The sequence below is a fragment of the Streptomyces sp. NPDC101152 genome (genome assembly GCF_044768275.1).
Classification (GTDB): Bacteria; Actinomycetota; Actinomycetes; order Streptomycetales; family Streptomycetaceae; genus Streptomyces.
In genome coordinates this window covers 1-18,897 of the sequence record NZ_JBIWPO010000040.1, presented here as the reverse complement: position 1 = coordinate 18,897, position 18,897 = coordinate 1, and the positions used below count along the sequence as shown (strand labels likewise).

Below are 18,897 nucleotides of genomic sequence, written 5' to 3'. Positions count from 1 at the left end.
TGGCCATCGAACGCGCGAAGCTGGGTAGCCCCCTGTCGTAGACCGGTTGACAGTCCGCCGGTTGAGGCGAGCAGGTTGACATACAGGGTGTAGGCACCAGCCACGTCAGGATGCCTCTCTGGGCCTCAGCCCGATCTTGAGCCCCCGCGCATCTGGTCCATCAGGAATGTGTCCGCGCTCCATCTCGATGACCTCGCAGCCCACACAGCGGTAGGGCTCGGCCACGTAGGCGAAGCGATCGCCGCCCTGGCTCTCGTCCCACTCCGCCGCCCGGGTCCCGCAGGTCTCGCAGACGCTGTGCTGGTATCCGAGGTAGGCCATCGCCTTCGCCCGGTCCAAAGCCGTCCACCGGCCGTCCCCCGCACCCGTGAACTGCGAGTGCGGGAGTCCGTAGGCGTGGCACAGCTCCATCTCGGCCCTGAACTGGGCGTCGGCGATCAGCCTTTTCCCAGGTCGGCCCTCATGGTCTGGTTGACCAGCAGCGCGGCCGTGAACAGGGCCTTGGCGTCCGCGTCGCTCCAACTGTCGAGGAGTTCCTGCGCCTCCGCCTCACTCATGCCGTCCACCGAGGAGGCCGAGACGAGAGCGGCGGGGAAGGTCTCGACGTTGTATTCGTGGCCGAGATCCGCCTGCTCCTCCGTGGGGGCGTGCTCCCGAAGCAGCTGCTCCCAGACAGGGCGCGGCAATGCCCTGAAGGTGAGCGTGAGGGTCCCGGCTGCCAAGGCTCGCCGGGCCTCGTCCAGCGCGGCCTGGGCGGCCAGCACCTCCGGCTTGGCGAGCGCCCAGGTCTCGCGCTCGTCGACTGGTACCTCCATCTCGGAGGCCCGACCAACGGCGCTGGTACGGGCCTTGGCCATGCCCAGCGCCGCATCGGTCACGCGCTGCTTCAGGTCCTGGTCGTCGAGGAAGGACACGGCGCGCTCGGGAAGTCGACGCCCCCGCAGGCGGGCCATCTTGGCCGACCAGTGCGGATCACGGGCGACGGCACCGGCCGGAGGATCAACGAAGGTCGTGGTCATGCGACACCCCCGCCGATCAGGCGGCGGCCGGGACGGCCACGTCCTGGACGGGCTTGCCGGTCACGTTGAAGCTGACCTTGAACTTCGCCGGCTCGGAGGCGGTCGTGTACGTACTGGACCGGGAGCCGACGCGGACCGGGAAGATGTCCATGGACTTCGATCCCGGGATGTCGCCCTTGCGGAGGATGACCACGTAGCCCTCGACGCCCTTGGCGAGGAGTGTCTCCAGGGCGCTGTCGACCTTGTCCTCGTAGAAGGTGAGGCTGGAGTTGTCGGCCTTGTCCTCGCCGGGAATGTTGCCGGTGAACTCGGTCGCCAAGTCCGGTGTGTCGATGGGGGTGTTCTCGACAGCGAAGCCCTCGATGTCGCTTATGGCCGGGGACAGGTCGGTCCCGTTGGTGCCGCCGAGCTCCGGCCGGATCGGGACCAGTTCCTTCGAGACGATGTCCTTCAGGAAGAAGAACTTCGTGGTGCCGCGACGGGTGAACCGCTGCTGTGACACTGATTCTCGCTCTCCGGGAACCGGTGGTCCCGAGCGCGCACACGCCGGGCCGGTCCCCATGAAGGGGAATCGGCCCGTGCCGGGTGGCCGGGCGTCCGCGAGATGCCTCCGCGGTGAGGTAGCTGGAACGTCAGGACCCGGGAGTCGTAACAGTGAGGACGTACCGCTGTACATAACTGTATACGCCACCGCTGACGGACATCCCTTCCTCCTTGTCCAGCTCGCGGTCGATCACGGCATAGCCGGTGATGGTGATGGCGTTGACGTAGGCCCCGCTCAAGCGTGCGAGGAGCGCGGTACGGACCTTGTCGGCCATCCACTCGACCTGTTCGGCGGTTGAGGCGACTGAGGTGACCTGGACGAGCACGCGAGCGTCAGCGTCGCCGTCACCGTAGGGCGGACCGCTCGTCGTCACACCCAGCGGGTAGAGGACGCTGTAGGGAATCGTGGCGCCGGTGGGCGTACTTGATGCCGTGGGGGCGGTCCCGTATCCGCAGCTTCGGGCGGTTGCTGTGGCCAACGTCTTCTGGATCGCGAGGGACACTTCTCTGCCGGAGACGGGCACTACTCCTCCTCTTCTTCGGGGGCGTGGGCTGTCGCCCCGTGGCGTGGCTGTCTCTCACGAGTCGTCGTCAATGGTGTCGCCGAGCGCCGCGATGAACAGCGGCCGGATCTCCTCGACGGCGGGCCCAACGTGCGGATAGGGCGGTTGGTTGTAGATGCGTCCCAGGCTGTCGGCACCGACGAAGCCGTACTCCAGCCGTCGAGCCTGGGGCTTGTTCGTGCCGACGACCGCCGTGACGGTGAACCCGTCCGTGGACACCTCGTGTGTCCAGGAGCGCCGGTAGTCGCCCGTGGGCGCGTTGGGGCCCGGCCTGCCGCTGGCCTTGGCCTTGATCCTGGTCTCCAGCAGCATTGCGTAGTGCTGGACGATGGCGGTGACCTCGGGCAGAGTGCGCGCGGCCCTGGCGTCGAGCTGCGCGGCGATCTGGAAGGCGTTGGAATAGGCGCCCGCAAGAGGGTGGGCGTTGGGGTGCGAATTCAGCGAGGACGCCACTGACTCACTGCCCGTCTTCCGGTTCCGGCTCGCCCCACTGACCGAGGGCCCATTCGCGCAGCAGGGCGAGCATGGCGCGGGTCAGCTCGTGCGGGCGGCCGTCCATGAGGTCGTGGCGGTCGAGCGCAGCTTTCTCGAGCTCGGCGGGGCTGATCGCGGACAGGAAGGCAGCCGCTGCGGGGCCAGGATCCGGCGGGTCGCCGATGACGACGTGCGCCAGGCCCTCGAACACCCCGGACGCTGTGGATCTCGGGGAGAGTTCGATGACCATCTGCGGTACGTCGCCCGCGCGGTGGGCCAGCGTATAGGCAGAGAGGTCCCGGAAGACGTCGTGACCGCCGATCTCCACGACGGCGGTATGCCCCTGTCCGGTGACGCGCACCGACAGTGGCTCACCCTCGAGAGAGGTGGGTTCTTTACTCTGATGTGTTGGCACCTATATGAGCTTACGGGTAGCCGGTGACAGCCCAGTTCGCCAGCCGTCTACGGAGGGGTGATCTCGTCGAGACGGGTCACGCGAACGATCTCGACCGTGGACGCCTCCGACGGATCGAGGACCTGCCACACCCGATTCGCTGTCGCCGCGTGCTCACCAGCTGCGGCCACGACCTCCACGCGGTCGTACCGCACGGGAACCGGCGCCGAAATCGGCGTGAGGAGCCGATACCAGCTGACCGTGTCGTCCAGCCATTCCCGCCCGAGAACGTGCTGCGCGGTGACCTGGCCATGGCCGGACAGGACAGCCCCCGGCCCCTCGTAGACCGCCTCCGCCGGTACGGGCCCCAGGAGGCCGGTCGAGGGGTCGAGTTGGGGTGTTCCCGTCGGGCGGGTGATCCGTACCGTGTCCACCAGCAGCGTCGACTCCAGCCTCTCCCGTTCCGCCTCCGTGTCGATCGGCGCGCTCACGAGGTGCTGCCCAAAGTGCTGGACTGGGTGTTCTGGTCCAGGAACGTCGTGCGGACCACGGCCAGGGTGGAGGTCTGCCCGACATCGAGGACGCGCCACGTACGGCCGATCGCTGCCGGGTCGGCGGCACTGACGATGCTCACCGTGTCCTCGCGCGAGGCCACCGGGGCGTCCAGAGGCGTGATCAGCTTGTACTTCGACGTGGAGTCGTCGACGTACGCCTGGCCTTCCAGGTGCAGGACTATCCCGGGATCTCCATTCGGGAAGACCCCGCCGGGCCCTTCGTAGATGATGACGGGCGGGCCGGGCTCGTACTGGCCCGTGTCCGGGTTGAAGACCGGCTCGCCCGCTCTGCTGATACGTACGATGTCGGTAAGGATCTTGCGTTCGATCAGGGCGCTGACGGCCCCCAGGGTCAGCCCTTCGGCGGGAGTACTCATACGTTCGAGCGTAGCCGCGACAGCCGACAGGCCTGATTCATCCTCGGGTGTCCTGTGCCATCGAAGTTTGATCGTTGCCACTGAAAGTTGAGCATCGGCCGTTTCGTGACAGCGAAGGTTGATCGCCCAGCTCAGACCCGATGCGAGATGCTGAGGTGGTCAGCGCATGATTGCCGCCATGGACAGCACTGCCGAGAAGATCAAGGTGTGGTTTCGGTTCGTCCCTCGCGAGGGTTGGTTCCCGCAGGACACGGAGGGTTTGTGGGCGACGAGGCTCGGTGCCGATACGGCCCGAGTCCAGAATCCTCCGTTTCTTCAGAACGGGGTGGCTGAGGGTGACGTTGTGCGCTTCCAGACCGACTCTGACGGGCTGCACTGGGCCGTCGGGCGGGTGGCCTCTGGCGGCAACTGCACGATCCGGGTCGTGCCCATTCCCAGCGGCCCTCTGGGGCGTAGCCCCCAGGCTGTGCACCAGCGACTTTCCGTCTTCCGTCTCGGCGGCGAAGTGTTCAGTGAGGACTTCCCCATGGTTGCCTTCACTGCGCCGGCCGGAGCAGACTTCGCCGGGATCAAGGCACTCCTGAACCAAGGGCAGGAGGAAGGATGGTGGCACTACGAAGTCGGCTGCGGCACCGACGAGTGGTGGAACGCCTGACTCTCTGATCCTTCGCGCTCAGACTTCGGTGACACACGATCAATGTTCGGTGGCACAGGACATCGGGCGCACTCCCCATCGAACCGAACTGCCCGATGACCTCATGCTGTAAGTGAGCCTCGGGCAGCGCGGAACGTCAGCAAGTGATCTGTTGCAGATCCCTGCGGCAGCGGACCACCAACGGACCTAGGTCATTCTGGTCCACTTGCGCAGGCCACTACGCGCGAGAGATCCGGCGGGCGCGGATGAGCTGCACGATGACGGGGTTATCGGCCTCGGGAGCGCGCAACAGGTCGATCACCTCCACGCGGAATCCGTAGTCGACCAGCACGTCCTCCCACAGCTGCGGAGTCAGCACCCACATCTGCAGTGGGATCGGCTCCTGATCGCGAATGCGGATCATTTCCTGACGGGGCATGACCACCGAGGAAGGACCATGCCCATGGAGGTTGGTGTGCAAGGCGGAAAAGACCAGCGGCGCACCGCCATCGAGTCCGTTGCGCAGCGCCGGCAGGAGACGGTGAGGGTCGTTGCACGCGAGGGTTCCGATCGCGTATGCCGCGTCGTATGGCTCAGCTGTCTGCAGGTGCTCAACTGCCTCGCCCTGCAAGAACCGGACGCCGCGTACGTCACCGAAGGCTTGGATTGCCCGCTCGTGCTGAGTGGGCGACAGCTCGATTGCGTCCACGAGGGCGCCGTGTTGGCGCGCAAGGTGCACAGCGTGATGCCCAGGGCCTGACCCGACGGCCAGCACCCGCTTCCCGCGCAGCGGCCCAAGCGCGTCGTCGCCTGGGCCGACGCCCTCCCAGAACCCCCATCTGATCTGTTCGGGGACAGGCGGCACGTAACCGCGGTCCAACTGCATCTGTCCGTAGCGGACCCAGCTCTCCCTGTTCGCTGTTTGTGCGTTCAACGCGGCTGTCCCGTCGTCGTGTTGCGGATTGTGGCGTGGTGCTGGACATGGGGCGTCAACGGTCCTTGGCCAGGACGGCGAGCTCTGCGAACAAGCCGCCGGCATTTACCAGGTCCTCGTACGTGCCCTGTTCGATGACTCGGCCTTTGTCCATGACAAGGATGCGGTCGGCGAGCCGCGTATTTTCGAGCTGATGGGTGACGACGATCGTCATGCGCTCGACGGCGATCCGCTTGATCTCCAGGAAGATGGCGTGCTCACCGCGGGCGTCCATCTGCGAGGTCGGCTCATCCAAGATCAGTAGTGGCGTTTGCCTGTAGAGCGCGCGGCCACACACGAGTCGCTGCCACTGCCCTCCGGACAGTTCGGCGCCGCCGAACAGCTCCTTCGCGAGGAGGGTGTCGAGCTGGTGGGGCAGCTTCTCGATCGCTTCACGCATGCCGACGGCGTCGACGACGTCCCACACCGGCCCGTCGTCGGATGTCTTCGGCTGGCCGAGGGTGATGTTCTCGCGGGTCCGCAGCGGCCAGCAAGCAAAGCCCTGCGGGACGAGGGCGGTGCGCTTCCACACTGCATCAGGGTCGGCCTGGGCAAGGTCGATGCTGTCCCACAGGACGCGGCCCTTGTCGGCAAGCAGGATGCCGGTGATGAGTTTGGCCAGGGTCGACTTACCTGAGCCGTTCTCGCCGACGATGGCCAGGATCTCGCCGCGACGCAGTGTCAGCGATACCCCTGCGACGGCGGCTTCCTCCTTGTCGGGGTACTGGTACACGACCTCGTCGAGGCGGATCTCATTCACCCGGTCGGGGATAGTCAATGCGCCGCGCTTGGGGGCGCGTTCACTGGCCATGTTGAGAAAGGACCGCATGTCGGCCAGATAGAGCGAGGTGTGGAACATCGCGGCGCCGTAGATGACGAACTGGGAGAGGGCGGCCAGCGTGGTCTGAACGGCGACCACGGCGGTGGCCGCGATGGGCAGGGCAACTCGGCCAGTGGTTGCCAGCCAGGCGAGGGTGGCCCAGGTCGCCAGCAGGAAGATCCCACCCAGGGCGCTGGTGGCCAGGACGATGCGCAGCATCCGCGGGGCAGCGGTCAACGTGCGCTGGTCGATCCGGGCGGACAGGGCGCGGTACCAGTAGATGAGGTAGCTCGTCATACCGTTGGCGCGGACCTCGTCGCCGTAGCGGGAGTAGGTGGCCCACCAGCGCATCATGGAGCGCACGTTGCGGTCGCCAACGTTGAGGTAATGGGTCTCGTAGTCGACGCGTGCGGACAGCACTGCCCCTGCGCCGGCTGGGAGCACCGCGAGCAGGAGCAGAGGCAACATCAGCGGGTGCAGCGCGGTGATGACTCCGCTCGCGGCGATCATGCGAATCAGGGCGGACATGAACCGCTGGGCGTCCTGCACCATCATCCGGGTCCGGGTGACCCCGACTTCGGCGGCCTCCTGCCGGTCGGCGAATCCGTCCTCGCCGTACGCGGCTGACTCCACGCGGCACACCGCGGCGACGAGGGCAACGTCCGCTTCGGTCGTCAGCAGAGGTGTGATCCGTCCTTCGGCGTACGAGGACAGTGCGCTGCTGATGCGTCCGATACCCGCAGCCGTCGTCACCGCGATCAGGGCGGGAAGTGCGGCGTGCAGACGTTCGGACACGGTGCCGGTGGCGAGAAGGTGGGTCATCGCCCGGGCGGTGAACGCGAGCACGACGGCGGCCGCGATGCCGGTGAGCAACTGGCAGACGAGAAGCAGCACGACGCCGGTCCTGTCGACAGCCCACGCCATCCGCGCAGTGTGCCCGAGCACGAAGGGAAGACGTCGGCACATTGCCCCGAAACTAGCATCTGCCAGCGGGTTCTTCCCGTACTTGCCCTCGAAGGTGATGGTGGCCGGGGGTGGAGGGGGAGGCGTCTCCTCGTTTGCAGTCGAGGCGTCAGTCACAGTCACCTGTATCCCTCCTTGGGCGGCGAAACCGCACCCGGATGGCGCGGCGGTGCACGGCATAACGACGCACCACGGGATTCGAACGCGCTCGATTCCGGACGCGCTGGGGCCCTTGAAACGCAAGGGGTCGAACGCGTGGCCGCCGTGATGAGGCCGCCCGTGGGCGGTGAGAATTGGCCGAATCGCCGACGTCTGAAACGCCTGTGGCAAATGAGGTTTCCAAGGGGTGACCGGCTCGTGGCGACGTCCGGGCACCGCCCAGGACCAAGATCATTACTGCTTCGTTGTGCAAGCCCGCTCCAGACGGGCAACGTCCTTCCGGATCGTGTGGTCGCACGTACGCAACGCCTTGGCGAGCTGGTCGTGCAACTCGATGGGGAGCGACCCGGCTCCGAGTGCACAGGCGTGGAGGAGAGCACGGCAGTCCTGCGCCTCCCGATCGGCGGCGACTGCGGTGAACAAGGGGTGCGCAAGGATCTCTCGGGCGGCGTATCCATCGGACGCCTTGATCGTCCGGCGGTACAGCTCCGCGACCACCACACGCGCAACCTGATCCTCGGGCGAAGCGAGCACGTCCAGCACCGCGAGTCCGAACCGCGTGTTGAAGACGGTCATGCCGTCCTCGTCTGGTCGTTCGAGGTAGGTGGCCACCAGGTTCTGCAGGCGGTCCCGCCATGGTAGGCCCGCTGCCTGGCGGCACAGTATGGTCAGGCAGTCCCTGACGGCGTTCTCCCAGGGCTCCCCGGACTCCGTGGCGGCCAACTGGTCGTTGGCGTTGACACTGTTGCCCGTGGCGAGGGCGGCAAGGACGGCGACTTGGCGGCCGTCGAACATGCGCTGCCCAACGCCGCGGTGTGCCTCGACATGGGCGAGTGCTTCAGTCCACCGGCCGGCCGCGGTCAGGGCGCGTGTGCCATCGGCGAGGAGGACCCGCCACAGCCAGGTGCGGACCTCTTGGCGGTCCTCGGCGTTCGCGGTGAGGTCGGCGGGTATGGCGATTTCCTCGACCTGAGCCGGGGACTCGGTGTTGACAGCGTCGAAGAGTGTCAGGAGGCGTTGGCGGCCGTCGTCGTGCTGCCCGGCGCGGATCTGGAGGCGCGCGAGATTGACGAGAGGTTCGAGGGCTCGAATCGCGATTGGACCGGGCAAGGGGGTGGCGTGCAGATAGACAGCGGCGTGCTGCTGGCACATCGTTCGGGCAAGGCCCGAGGCTCCTACGTCAGAGGCGATCAACGCGGCCTGGTTGTAGACGGTGGAGGCCATGCTCGGGTCGCCAGTCTTCGCCGCGATATCGGCGAGTTCGGCCAGCGCCTGCACGCGCTGAGCTAAAGGGAGGCAAGCGGGGCGGGGGCGAGCGATGAGCGGGAAGCGTTGGGCTGCGGCGTCAGGGAGTTTCCACATGGTTTGCGCTGCTCCTCTCGATGGTCGGGTCCGGGCCGAAAGTGACGGTCTTCGCGGCGGCTGCAAGGGTGGCCTGCGCGGCGTAGGGCAGGCCGATCCGGTTCCAGGCGAAGAGCACGTGATGGGCCAGGACGTCACGCAGGCCACGGTGGAGCCGTCCGGAGTCTGTGAGGTCCGCCAATTCCCTTCCCGCGTCGGCGTACGCGCTGGCCCATTCGGCAACATGTGTCAGAGGGCCACCCGTCCGCATCATGTCCTCCCCGTTCACAGAGATCAGTCGGTGCACGGCGGAGAACAGTCGGTCGCTGTTGCCCTGCTCGGTATCGGCGGTCAGCGCGCGGTGCGCGACGACGCGCGCCCAGACATCGCCTTGCTCGTACCAGTCCAGTCCGGCGGAGCGCATCATGAGGCTGCACAGCATGAGGGATGTCTCGCGGCGGTGTCTGCCCGCGTCGCTCGGGAGGAAGTCGAAGAGGTTCCGGCTGTCGCGGTGGAAGAGGCGGTGGGCGGATGCCATGGCTTCGGCACCGCCGAAGGCGTAGATCTCGGGTTCGTAGATGATCTCCGTCCACGCTGTGACGGAACCCTCGGCGATCAGAAGGTCGAGGCCCTGGGCGATGCGGTCGTGCCCGCCGGCAGCGGGCTGGTAGCGCACGCGCCAACAGGGGTGCTTTCGGATGATGAACCACGAGGTGAGGGCGCCATCGTCATCTGCGGTACGTAAGAAGGGACCGAGTCGGGCCAAAGCGATGGTCTCGGCGCCTTCCCAGTCCGGGAACATGACGTTGGCCTGACACCAGGTGTGCGAGTTCATGAGGCGGGTCTCCGGGGTGTTCACGCCAGGGCGAGGAAGGTGTCCCAGTGTGGTGCGGGCGCGCTGTCTACGCCGAGGGTGTGCAGGGCGAGGGCCGCTCCGGCGGCTCCGTCGAGGAGTTCCGGGTCGTGGTCATCCTGGTCGAGCGCGGTGATCAGACGGTCTGCGAGGTGCGGCAGCTCCGTAGCGATCTCGGTGTTGCGCGTCTCCCTGGCCATCCGCCACGCGGCGTGCAGCAGTCCGGCCATGCCATGACACAGCCCGATCTCGGGGAGGTGGTCCAGCTGAAGCGGGTCGCGCAGGGTGGCGAGGACCGCGCTCTCGGCGGCCTGCACGCGGGCTGGGTCTCGGAGGGCGAGTCCGGCCAACTGTTGGGCGCGGGCGGTGCCGCCGACTCCGTAACACCAGGATGGGCGGGGGCGAAGGGCGGAATGGACGTAGTTGTCGGCCGCCTGCGGCATCGAGATATAGCCGGGCCACCAAGGAGCGGTCTCGTCGCCCTGACACCATTGGTCGGTCCAGGCGCAGATCCTCTCAATCGCATCGACCGTGCCGGGCACGGCCAGGTCGCGCAGCAGTGCCAGGGACAGTACGGACAGGGCGGAGCCGATGCCGTGGGCGAGCCCGAAGTTTCCATGCCCGCCGGGGTAGTCGGTGTGGGGTGAGCCAGTGGGTGCGACGTTCATCCACCACGGCGGCAGTCCGGCCGAATTGGGCAGCGGCTCGGTCAGGCGCACCAGGTAGGTCAAGACGTCCCGGGTGATCTCGTGGTGGGGATGACGGCTCAGGTGGTAGGCACCCAGCCCGGCCAGGCCCTGGATCAGGTCGAATTCCTCCATGGGAGGCCGCTCGGCGCGACCGATGCGCTGGTGGGCCCCGGCCAGGCGGTTCCGGGTGACTGTGAAGGTCGCCGTGTCCAGACGTTCCAGGACGCGCAGGTACCAACCCGATGCGCTAGCCGCGCGGTGTGTGATGTACGCGAGGGCGGGAGCGCCGAAGTACAGGTTCGCGTTGGCTGCGGCGGAGACTTCGCCGTGAACGGCAGTGGCCAGCCAAGCGTGCGCGGTGTCCCAGTCGCCCCGGTCGGTCCGGGCGCGCTCGATGTGCAGCAGGGCTATTCCCGAGGCTCCTCCGGCGAGGGACTGCGGCCAGGCGCGACTGCCGTCGGGCGGGCCGCCGGGCCACACGGTGTTCGGGTCGGCCAGTGCGCGGGCCAGCTGGTCGGCGACTGACAGCGCGGCGAGGGCGGGGGCTGCCGTAGTCACAATGTCGTCCTTGCTCGTGCCGCCCAACTCAAGGCGGCAGCTCTGGCCAGGTGCAGGTGTGTGCGTTCCTCGGACAGTCCCGGCCCGCACAGTCGGACGTGGTGGAGGTGCAGCAGATCCGGCAGCACATCGTGGGGGTGCGTGGCCGTGCCCTCGAGTGCGCGGCGGTAGGCAGCCAGAGCCACCCGGCGCGCAGACCAGGCTGTGGTGACGCACCCGTCGAGGCCCACAGGGTTGGCGTTCACCAGGTCGACGGCTTGCCGGTAGACGGCGCGGGGCGGAGCCGCCTGGTCGGTGCGGGTGCACTTGATGAGCCAGTGCATCGCGGCAGCGTCGTCGTCGAGCAGGCCGGCGACGATGTCCACCATGCTCGCGGCGGTCATCGCGCGGGCATCCGGTGCGTTCTTCCCGGCCTGGGCGGCAAGTTGGGCTAGGACAGCGGCGGAGTCGGCGACGAAAAACTGCTCGGCCGCACCGATCGCTGTGGGGCCCCCGAACCGTGCAGTCTCCGGGTGGTAGGTCTCCACTCCGACGTGCGTGATCAGACCGCTGTGCCGTAGCTGCTGGGCCCACTCCCCGATGCGCTCGATGGCAGAGCCGAGGGTGCCGGGAGCGCACGTCAGGCGGACGCGGAGATGATGCTCGGGGTCTGGGTAGCGGACGAACCACCATCGAGGGGCGTCCAGTTCTTCCAGCAGGTTCGGCAGGTGCTGGGTCAGGAGCAGGTTCTGCCGATCGCGGTGTCCGTGGAGCTGGAGGTATATGCGGTCGCCGCAACCGGGCATGTGGCCGTGCTCTCGGCCGACGACATGGCCTGCTGCCTTGACGGGGGCGACGTTCTGTTCTGCGGTCAGGGGGATGACGACTTCGTGGGCGTGGCCGCCGGTCCAGCCCATTTCCTGAGGTCCCGGTGCGGGGCGCAGCGTCACCGTGCCGTCGCGGTCCAGGTGGGTGCGCAGTAAGGCACGGTGTGAGGGCTCCGTCAGGTCCAGGGCGATGCACTGGTCGGCCTCGCTCAGGTACACCCGCTCGGGCAGTCGCACGTCGCGGCGCCATCGGGACAGGGCCTCGTCCCACTGTGGCCACGGTGCCGGGGCGGCGGGGAGATGATCGCGGACAAGAAGCCAGCGGGCCGGGGACAGGATCGTGCGTCCGTAGCGCAGTGCGGGCAGGAACGGCAGGTTGGAGGCGGCGGTCCCCCACATGAATCCGGTGCACGGGACGGCCAGGGCGACGGGTGCCTCGGCCAAAAACCGGGCCAGTGGATGGGTGTGATGGCCAAGGTCTACGGCGTTCAGCAGCAGCGTGTGCACCGGGCGCTGGCGGGAGAGCGAGATCAGGTGCAGCCGCTCGGCATCGGCGGTCACCGCAAGGTCCGCGAGGGGAATGACGCTGGTATCCGAGCCGTGGTAGTCGCCGAGCGAGATCACCAGCCCGGTCACCTGCGGGGCACGCGCGACATTCTCAGCGGGTGCGGACAGCGGGGTAGAGCTGATCTGCGCGAGGAGCGCACCCTGGTGCACTCCGGGCAGCGCGGCGTACACCTCGCTCATGCGGCGGCGGTCCTCGTCGTCCAGCAAGGCCAAGAAGCGGCCGGTGGTCGTTCCGGCCGAGCGTGCCACCCCGACAACGTGCAGGGTGAACTTGCCCTTCTGCAGTGCCAGAACGCTCGCGGCTTCGATGCGGACGGTCACCTCGGTGCTCGGCTGGACGGCGTGGCCGGGATCCGTGGTGGCCAGCTCCTCAAGGGCGGCATCGTCGAGCTCTACTTCAAGGCGGTGCTGCATCCCTGCGGCGTGGGCGAGCTTGATGAGCCGGCCGTCACGATCGGGCAGGGGGGACGGTGTCGGCGCGGTGGTAGAGCCGAGGTAGCCGGATGGGTACCCCAAGGCGTCGATGGCGTCCAGGATGGGGACAACCGCCCTTGGCCCGTACCGCTCAAGGAACCGGCTGTGCCACTCGGACCATCCGGCCAGCGCCGCACGGGGTGCGAGACGGGTGAGTGCCTTGGCTGCCGCTGCCGCCTCCTGGGCCACCGTCTCCGGCACGACCAAGTCCCAGTCCACCCGTAGGTCGAGCGCGGTCTTGGGAGCCTCGTACAACACTGCAGTTTCAGTGGGCGCGAGATATCGCGTGTGAGGACGGAGGGTGACAAGCGGGTCAGTGGCCATCATCGCCGGGCGGAGGCTGCTGATCAGGAATCGTTGCCTGACCAGGCCCGCGAGTAGGTTCTCGATCGCGGCGAACGGCGCGGTCGGGAAACTGGCCGAGAGCTTTGCGGCGAGATCGCTCCACAGGATTGGAGTCCGCGCGTCGTCCAGGGCTGTGCGGACCGGTCCGGTCACGCGTACCTGGACGTGTTCGGAAGCGCCGTCTCGCGTGCGGCGTGGGCGGTGCTCGATCACCACGTGACCGTCTCGCTCGACGACGAGGCTGGACGTGACCAGCTTCAGATACGGCCGCAGTCCGCTGTCCTCCTCGAACCGGTCGATGAGGGCCGTGGTCCATGCCGCGTCGGGTCTGGCGGACGTCTGGTGTCCGGTGCCCACTCGCAGCGCCGGGGCGGCTCCTATGCGCGCGGCCGCAACTCCAGCGAACAATCCGAACGGGGTGGCGCGTGTGCGGGCCCGCAGTAGGTAACGCAGTACAGAGAGCACGGTGCGGTGTACGACGGGGCCCGGCAGCGGCTGACCAGCGCAGACCTGGTCCACTCGACTCGCGAGCTCCGGGCTTGCGGCTTTGACGGCGGTCGCGAAGTCGGTTGTTTGCCAGGTCTGTTGTAGCCACGCCCGCCACGACGCCGTGTTCGCGGACGGGCCGATCAGCTCGGGCCAGACCACTTGCTCGTCGGAGTCCAACGCGGCGGCCCGTATAACGGCTGCATCAACGTAGCGATACACACACCCCTCCTTTGGCTGCGCGGTGCCCGGCCGCGCCCATGGGGCAAGTGCGGCCGGGCACCGCGATCACGCGGTCTGTGCTGTTACGGGCAGCTCGTGCACGCGGACGCACACGTCGAGCCGCAGCCGTCGTTCGTCAGACGGATGAGCTGGTCCGCGGCGGGACCGCCCTCGACGATGGTGATGTCCAGGTCGAAGTCGTTCTGTCCGGCCGTTCCCTGTTCGGCGACCGGCTGAGCAACAGGACGCTCCATCTGAACGGTCATACATGCCTCCTTGGCAGTGAGTGATGGTGCAAAGAGCCGGGGCCCGGGAGCGGGCCCCGGAGTCTTAGTGCCAGGACACCGTGACGACGCCGTGCCGCTTCAGAACGGTGCTCTGGGGCAGAGTCGACGGGGCGGGACCAGGCAGGAACCTGATCGTTGCTGCTCCACGGCGGCGGTGGTCCTGGGCCCAGCGCCGCAGCAGTTTCAGGTACTCGTCCGCGAGTGCCTCGGCCTGCGGGCCGTGCGCAACCACGCCGCTCTCGAAGCCGTCGGTGTCCTCGTTCTCGCGGCGGGTGCGGTACGCGATGCTGTCCTCGCTGACCAACGCCGGCACACCAAGCAGGGCCGATGCTTCCACGAGCCCGCTGTCGACGACGTCCTTGGACGCGTGCAGTCGGGCCGCGCTCGACAGTTGGAGCGTGAGGTAGAGCTCCAGCTCGTCCGGCAGGTCGTAGGCCGCCCCCGACCAGAACTCCCGCCGGGGAGTGTCCAGGGCGTCATTCAGTGCCTTCGTGTTCAAGGGCACCCGCTCGTCGTCTGTCTGCACGGCGACGCCGTCCCGCAGCAATGCCTTGCGTTCCTTGGCAGCTCCCTCGCCCTGCATGGGCACGAAGCGGGCCAGACGGTAGGAGCGGCTGACCAGCCCCTCCCCGTCACGGTCGAACGCGATCGAACGGGTAGTGCCACGCACAGTCAGCGGGACGACGAGCCTGCCCTTCTCGCCAAGCTCACTGATCCACGACGGAGGAATGTCCCACGCGGCCACGGTGACGATGATCCGGTCGTACGGCGCACCCTCAGGGACACCGGTCTCGCCGTCGGCGAGCACGGTCTTCACCCGGTCGTACCCGGCATCGTCCAGGCACAGACGGGCGCGGTCGACGATGTCACGGTCGATGTCGACCGTGGTGACCGCCCCCTCGCTGCCCACGAGTTCCTGGATAAGCGCGGCGTTGTAGCCGCCGGAGCCGATCTCCAGAACCTTCATGCCGGGCTCGATGGCAGCTTGCTCCAGCATCACGGCCTGGAGGTGGGCGGCGGACATGACGCTGATGTCCAGGCCGTGCTCATCCTTCTTGACGGGCACGGTGCGGTGGAGGTCGTAGGCGACGTCCAGGGGCGCGTCCGGCGCGAACCGATGCCGGGGCACTGCGGCGAAGGCAGCAGCGACAGGCTCGGAGGTGATCGCGTCCTGGTCACGAAGCGCGCGGACCATGTCCGCCCGCCAGGCGTCGGGATCGCGAACAGTCGAGTCGTCGGTGGCAGTCATCCAATTACCTGTTTCTGTTGGGGGTGATGCTTGCGATAGCGCAGCTGGGCAGGGTGACCAGCGAGGACGCTAGCCAGGACGCCGTCGCTGGGGTCGGTTACGCGCCGGTCACTCAGGCACGGTCGAACCCCCGTTCCCGCTCGATGTCGGTGACCTGTCTGCGGTGCTCGGCGATCTCGGCCGCGGCCGCGATGGCGTAGTGACGCACTACCTCGGCTCCGAGCACGCTCGTTGCGAAGTTGCTGCCGTCGAAGTACGCCACTGCCTCGGCCAGGTCACGTCGAACACGGGTCGCCTGCCGGTCTGCGTAGGCGTCGTCCCGGCAGGGACCGGGCGGTGTCAGCTTTTCGGTCAGGCCGTGCACGATCGCGGCGAGCGAGGCGGCCAGCGCGAGGTAGGGGTTGGCATCGGCGCCGGGCAGGCGGATCTCCAGGTGCGTGCCCTCGCCGTGTCCGGTGACCCGCACGGCGCACCCGCGGTTGTCGTGCCCCCAGTTCATGTACTGGGGGGCGAAGGAGTGCGCCGTCGCGTACCGCTTGTACGAGTTGGGGTAGGGCGCGTACAGCGGGGCGAGGTGCGGCATGCCGGAGAGCAGTCCGGCGATGCTGTGCCGCATCGTCTCCGGCAGCTCCTCGCCGGAGGCTGCTGTAAAGGCTGGTGCACCGTCCTTCCAGAGGGAAAGGTGCAGGTGCAGCCCACTGCCCACCCCCGTGAACGGTGCGCTCATGAACGTCGCCGTCAGAGCCTGACGTCTGGCCAGGTGCTGCACGGTCTGCTTGTAGACGGTATAGGCGTCGCAGGCTTCCAGCGCCGGGCCGTAGGGGAACGTGATCTCCACCTGGCCGGGCGCACCCTCTGTCTTCGTCGCCTCGATCGGCACACCGGCCTCGGGCAGAGCGTCTTCCAGGTACCGGAGGAAGTCGCTGAGCGCCGGCGGGTGGTCGAGGGCGTAGTCGAGGTTGTGCGGCACTACGGGCTGGAGGACGCTGCAGAGAACGAACTCGCTCTCCAGACCCACACGCGCCTCGAAGCCGAGCTCTTCCAGTCGATTGAGCTGCGTGCGGAGCATGCGGCGCGGAGCCATCTCCAGGGGCGTTCCGTCGGGTTGGACGGCATCGCAGTGCACCAGTGCGAGGCCGGGCATGTAGGGCAGGACACGCAGCGTGCTCAGGTCGGCGACCATTCCAAGATCCTGAAAGCCTTTGTCCCAGCCGGTGAGGTCGAAGCCGCCCAGGGGGTCCATGCCCACGTTGGTGGCCAGGATGTAGGCGCAGGCTTCCGACACCGTCGTGCCTTTGGCGATCCGGTCAAGGAAGGTGAAGGCGTTGAGTCGCTTGCCCTGGAGGCGCCCCATCATGTCGGGGACGCACACCATGACGGTGGTGATGTCCTCGCGCTCCACTGCGGTCCGGAAGTCGTCAGCGGAGATGAGACCGGCGAGCGGGGACAGCTCGCTGTCCAGGTCAATGTGCCGGCTGCTCATCAGACCACGTCCTCTGCCAGGGAGGCGTGCGTGGCGGTGTTACCCAGGGCAGGGATTCGGTAGTTGCGGCGCCCCTGGGTGATCCACAGGATCCAGGCCAGCGTCAGCACAGCGATCAGGGCGACGCCCGCGTAGTTGAACGACGAGGTGGTGATCGGGGAGACCTGCGGCAGACAGAACAGGACGGTGACGAAGCCGACCCATGTCACGGCCGTCCAGCCGATGGGCTTGCTCCACCGGCCGAGGTTCCACGGTCCGGGCTGGAAGTGGTCCCCCGCACGCAGCCTCAGGTAGACGGGGATGGCGTAGGCGGGGGTGATGCCGATGACGTTGATGGCTGTGACCGCTGCGTACGCGCTCGGCGAGTACAGCGACGGTGCGGCCAGGACCAGCGCGACTCCCACCGACAGCCACACGGCGGCAACCGGCGTCTTGGTGCGGGTGCTGACGCGGCGCCAGGTGGCGGCGAACGGAACCGCTCCGTCGCGGGAGAACGCGAACACCATGCGCGAGGCAGCAGCCGTCTCGGCGTTGCCGCAGAACAGTTGGGCCACGATCACGATCAGCAGCAGGGCCTTGGCGCCGGAAAGACCGACGACGTCGAGGAAGATCTGCGCAGGCGGCACGCCGGTGGAAGTGCTCTGTGTGCCCGCGTAGTCCTGGATCGAGGACGTGAGCCCGGCCAGCAGGATGAACCCGGCGATCCACGAGACCCAGATCGAGCGGACGATGCCCCGGGGCGCCGATATCGGGGCCTGTGTGGTCTCCTCGGACAGGTGGGAGGAGGCGTCGTAACCGCAGAAGGTGTACTGCGCCAGCAGAAGCCCGAGCGCGGTCACGTACAGGCCGTTACTGAAGCCGGTGTCGTTGTTGAACGTGGTGAACACGAAGTCGGCGCTCTGGTGAGCGGCCGGAGCGAGGGTCAGCACGCCGACGATGACTGCGACGCCGATGAGGTGCCACCACACCGAGACCGAGTTCATGAGGCTGACCAGGCGGACGCCGGCCACGTTCAGCAGGGCGTGCAGCAGCAGGATGCCGGCGAAGATCATCATGGTCTTCTCCGGTGTCGGCGTGAAACGCCACTGGAGGTTGGCGAACGCGCCGACGAACGTGGCGGCGCCGTAGTCGATGCCCGCGATGGCGCCGAGCAGCCCGAGCAGGTTCAGCCAGCCGGTCACCCAGGCCCAGCGAGGCCCGCCGAGCCGGTGCGCCATGTAGTACAGGCCCCCGGAAGTGGGGTAGGCGGAGGTGACCTCAGCTAACGACATGCCGAGCAGCAGGACCATCAGGCCGACACCGACCCAGCCCCACATGATCACGGCAGGTCCGCCGGTGGTAAGGCCGAAGCCGTAGAGAGTCATGCATCCGGACAGGATGCTGATGACGGAAAAGGAGATCGCGAAGTTGCCGAACGGGCCCATGCGGCGCGCCAGCACGGTCTGATAGCCGAGCCCGGCCAGGACAGCGTCGTCATCGACCAGCCGGTGGGCGGCACGTTTCGGAGACACCGAAAGAATCCTCTGGATCGAAGGGGTGAGGAACGGGGTGGTGCTGGTAGACCGCTTCGCCGTGGGGGCGCCCGACTTCTCATCTGCGGTACCGCGCATGCTTCATCGCGTAGTTGCGCGCTTGGAGGAAGTCGTCCTGCCACCACCGGCTTTCGCTGACGTGCTGCCAGGGCGCGGGGGTGGCGAAGGAGCCGATCGCCGTGAACACCTCTGCCGCGCCAGGCAGGCCACAGGCAGTCAGCGTGTAGGCCAGGTAGTTCAGATCCAGCAGGGAGCAGGTTCTCTTGTCGGTGACGTAGGCGAACCATCCGTCTCTCGCCAACTCGACGTAGTACCGAACCTGGTCGTTCGTCCAGAAACCGAGCGTGCTGGCGACCTGTCCGCCTGCCGTCCGCATCCGGTAGTCCTCGACGTAGGCGTACAAGGGCAGATTCAGCAGTACGGACCCTGAAGTTCCCCCAAGGCCGGGTAGTTAGCGCTGATGACCGGGGCGCAAGGCAGTGGCCGTTGGCGGTGCGGCTGCCGCGTAGCGGCCTGTACGGATCCTCTTGAT

At 67.6% G+C, this 18,897-nt stretch carries 20 protein-coding genes; 1 reads left to right on the top strand and 19 read right to left on the bottom strand.

Annotation, left to right across the window (positions count from 1 at the left end):
* Positions 1 to 105: 105 nt before the first annotated feature.
* The 8 genes from ACIRVK_RS34385 to ACIRVK_RS34350 form a co-directional block, all read right to left on the bottom strand.
* Positions 106 to 411, bottom strand: a complete 306-nt coding sequence (locus ACIRVK_RS34385) for a hypothetical protein (RefSeq protein WP_404254115.1) — start codon at positions 409 to 411, stop codon at positions 106 to 108.
* Between the two features lie 26 nt (positions 412 to 437).
* Positions 438 to 1,019, bottom strand: coding sequence for a hypothetical protein (locus tag ACIRVK_RS34380; protein WP_404254113.1), 582 nt, complete (start codon positions 1,017 to 1,019; stop codon positions 438 to 440).
* 16 nt (positions 1,020 to 1,035) lie between these two features.
* Positions 1,036 to 1,521 (bottom strand): hypothetical protein, encoded by a 486-nt coding sequence (locus ACIRVK_RS34375; RefSeq protein ID WP_404254111.1) that lies wholly within the window; start codon positions 1,519 to 1,521, stop codon positions 1,036 to 1,038.
* A 130-nt stretch (positions 1,522 to 1,651) separates the two neighbouring features.
* The gene (locus ACIRVK_RS34370) at positions 1,652 to 2,086 is read right to left on the bottom strand and encodes a hypothetical protein (protein ID WP_404254109.1); all 435 of its coding nucleotides are present in this window, start codon (positions 2,084 to 2,086) and stop codon (positions 1,652 to 1,654) included.
* Between the two features lie 54 nt (positions 2,087 to 2,140).
* Positions 2,141 to 2,578, bottom strand: a complete 438-nt coding sequence (locus tag ACIRVK_RS34365; RefSeq protein ID WP_404254107.1) for an HK97 gp10 family phage protein — start codon at positions 2,576 to 2,578, stop codon at positions 2,141 to 2,143.
* Between the two features lie 4 nt (positions 2,579 to 2,582).
* On the bottom strand, positions 2,583 to 2,960 hold the full coding sequence (locus tag ACIRVK_RS34360) for a hypothetical protein (RefSeq protein WP_404254105.1): 378 nt from the start codon (positions 2,958 to 2,960) through the stop codon (positions 2,583 to 2,585).
* A gap of 101 nt (positions 2,961 to 3,061) precedes the next feature.
* Positions 3,062 to 3,484, bottom strand: a complete 423-nt coding sequence (locus ACIRVK_RS34355) for a DUF6093 family protein (protein ID WP_404254103.1) — start codon at positions 3,482 to 3,484, stop codon at positions 3,062 to 3,064.
* The gene (locus ACIRVK_RS34350) at positions 3,481 to 3,924 is read right to left on the bottom strand and encodes a DUF6093 family protein (RefSeq protein ID WP_404254101.1); all 444 of its coding nucleotides are present in this window, start codon (positions 3,922 to 3,924) and stop codon (positions 3,481 to 3,483) included. Before ACIRVK_RS34350 ends, ACIRVK_RS34355 begins: the two co-directional genes overlap by 4 nt.
* Before the next feature lie 166 nt (positions 3,925 to 4,090).
* Between ACIRVK_RS34350 and ACIRVK_RS34345 the strand changes: the two genes are divergently transcribed.
* A complete protein-coding gene (locus ACIRVK_RS34345; RefSeq protein WP_404254099.1) occupies positions 4,091 to 4,579 on the top strand; it encodes a DUF4265 domain-containing protein in 489 nt (162 codons plus the stop codon).
* 217 nt (positions 4,580 to 4,796) lie between these two features.
* Here the strand turns inward: ACIRVK_RS34345 and ACIRVK_RS34340 are convergent, their stop codons facing one another.
* The 11 genes from ACIRVK_RS34340 to ACIRVK_RS34290 form a co-directional block, all read right to left on the bottom strand.
* A complete protein-coding gene (locus tag ACIRVK_RS34340) occupies positions 4,797 to 5,444 on the bottom strand; it encodes an SAM-dependent methyltransferase (RefSeq protein WP_404254097.1) in 648 nt (215 codons plus the stop codon).
* Positions 5,445 to 5,547: 103 nt separating this feature from the next.
* Positions 5,548 to 7,431, bottom strand: coding sequence for an ATP-binding cassette domain-containing protein (locus ACIRVK_RS34335; RefSeq protein WP_404254204.1), 1,884 nt, complete (start codon positions 7,429 to 7,431; stop codon positions 5,548 to 5,550).
* Positions 7,432 to 7,707: 276 nt separating this feature from the next.
* Entirely contained in the window at positions 7,708 to 8,835 is a 1,128-nt protein-coding gene (locus ACIRVK_RS34330; protein WP_404254096.1) for a hypothetical protein, read from the bottom strand.
* Entirely contained in the window at positions 8,819 to 9,649 is an 831-nt protein-coding gene (locus ACIRVK_RS34325) for a thiopeptide-type bacteriocin biosynthesis protein (protein ID WP_404254094.1), read from the bottom strand. The genes ACIRVK_RS34330 and ACIRVK_RS34325 overlap by 17 nt, the downstream gene beginning before the upstream one ends.
* Before the next feature lie 20 nt (positions 9,650 to 9,669).
* Positions 9,670 to 10,914, bottom strand: coding sequence for a lanthionine synthetase C family protein (locus tag ACIRVK_RS34320; protein WP_404254092.1), 1,245 nt, complete (start codon positions 10,912 to 10,914; stop codon positions 9,670 to 9,672).
* Positions 10,911 to 13,814 (bottom strand): lantibiotic dehydratase, encoded by a 2,904-nt coding sequence (locus ACIRVK_RS34315; RefSeq protein ID WP_404254090.1) that lies wholly within the window; start codon positions 13,812 to 13,814, stop codon positions 10,911 to 10,913. Before ACIRVK_RS34315 ends, ACIRVK_RS34320 begins: the two co-directional genes overlap by 4 nt.
* Before the next feature lie 83 nt (positions 13,815 to 13,897).
* Positions 13,898 to 14,080, bottom strand: a complete 183-nt coding sequence (locus tag ACIRVK_RS34310; RefSeq protein ID WP_404254089.1) for an FxLD family lanthipeptide — start codon at positions 14,078 to 14,080, stop codon at positions 13,898 to 13,900.
* 64 nt (positions 14,081 to 14,144) lie between these two features.
* Complete coding sequence (fxlM, locus tag ACIRVK_RS34305; RefSeq protein WP_404254087.1) at positions 14,145 to 15,350, bottom strand: methyltransferase, FxLD system; 1,206 nt, start codon at positions 15,348 to 15,350, stop codon at positions 14,145 to 14,147.
* Between the two features lie 112 nt (positions 15,351 to 15,462).
* Positions 15,463 to 16,833 (bottom strand): glutamine synthetase family protein, encoded by a 1,371-nt coding sequence (locus tag ACIRVK_RS34300; RefSeq protein ID WP_404254085.1) that lies wholly within the window; start codon positions 16,831 to 16,833, stop codon positions 15,463 to 15,465.
* Complete coding sequence (locus ACIRVK_RS34295; RefSeq protein WP_404254202.1) at positions 16,833 to 18,353, bottom strand: amino acid permease; 1,521 nt, start codon at positions 18,351 to 18,353, stop codon at positions 16,833 to 16,835. The genes ACIRVK_RS34300 and ACIRVK_RS34295 overlap by 1 nt, the downstream gene beginning before the upstream one ends.
* Before the next feature lie 70 nt (positions 18,354 to 18,423).
* The gene (locus tag ACIRVK_RS34290; protein ID WP_404254083.1) at positions 18,424 to 18,768 is read right to left on the bottom strand and encodes a hypothetical protein; all 345 of its coding nucleotides are present in this window, start codon (positions 18,766 to 18,768) and stop codon (positions 18,424 to 18,426) included.
* Positions 18,769 to 18,897 lie beyond the last annotated feature (129 nt).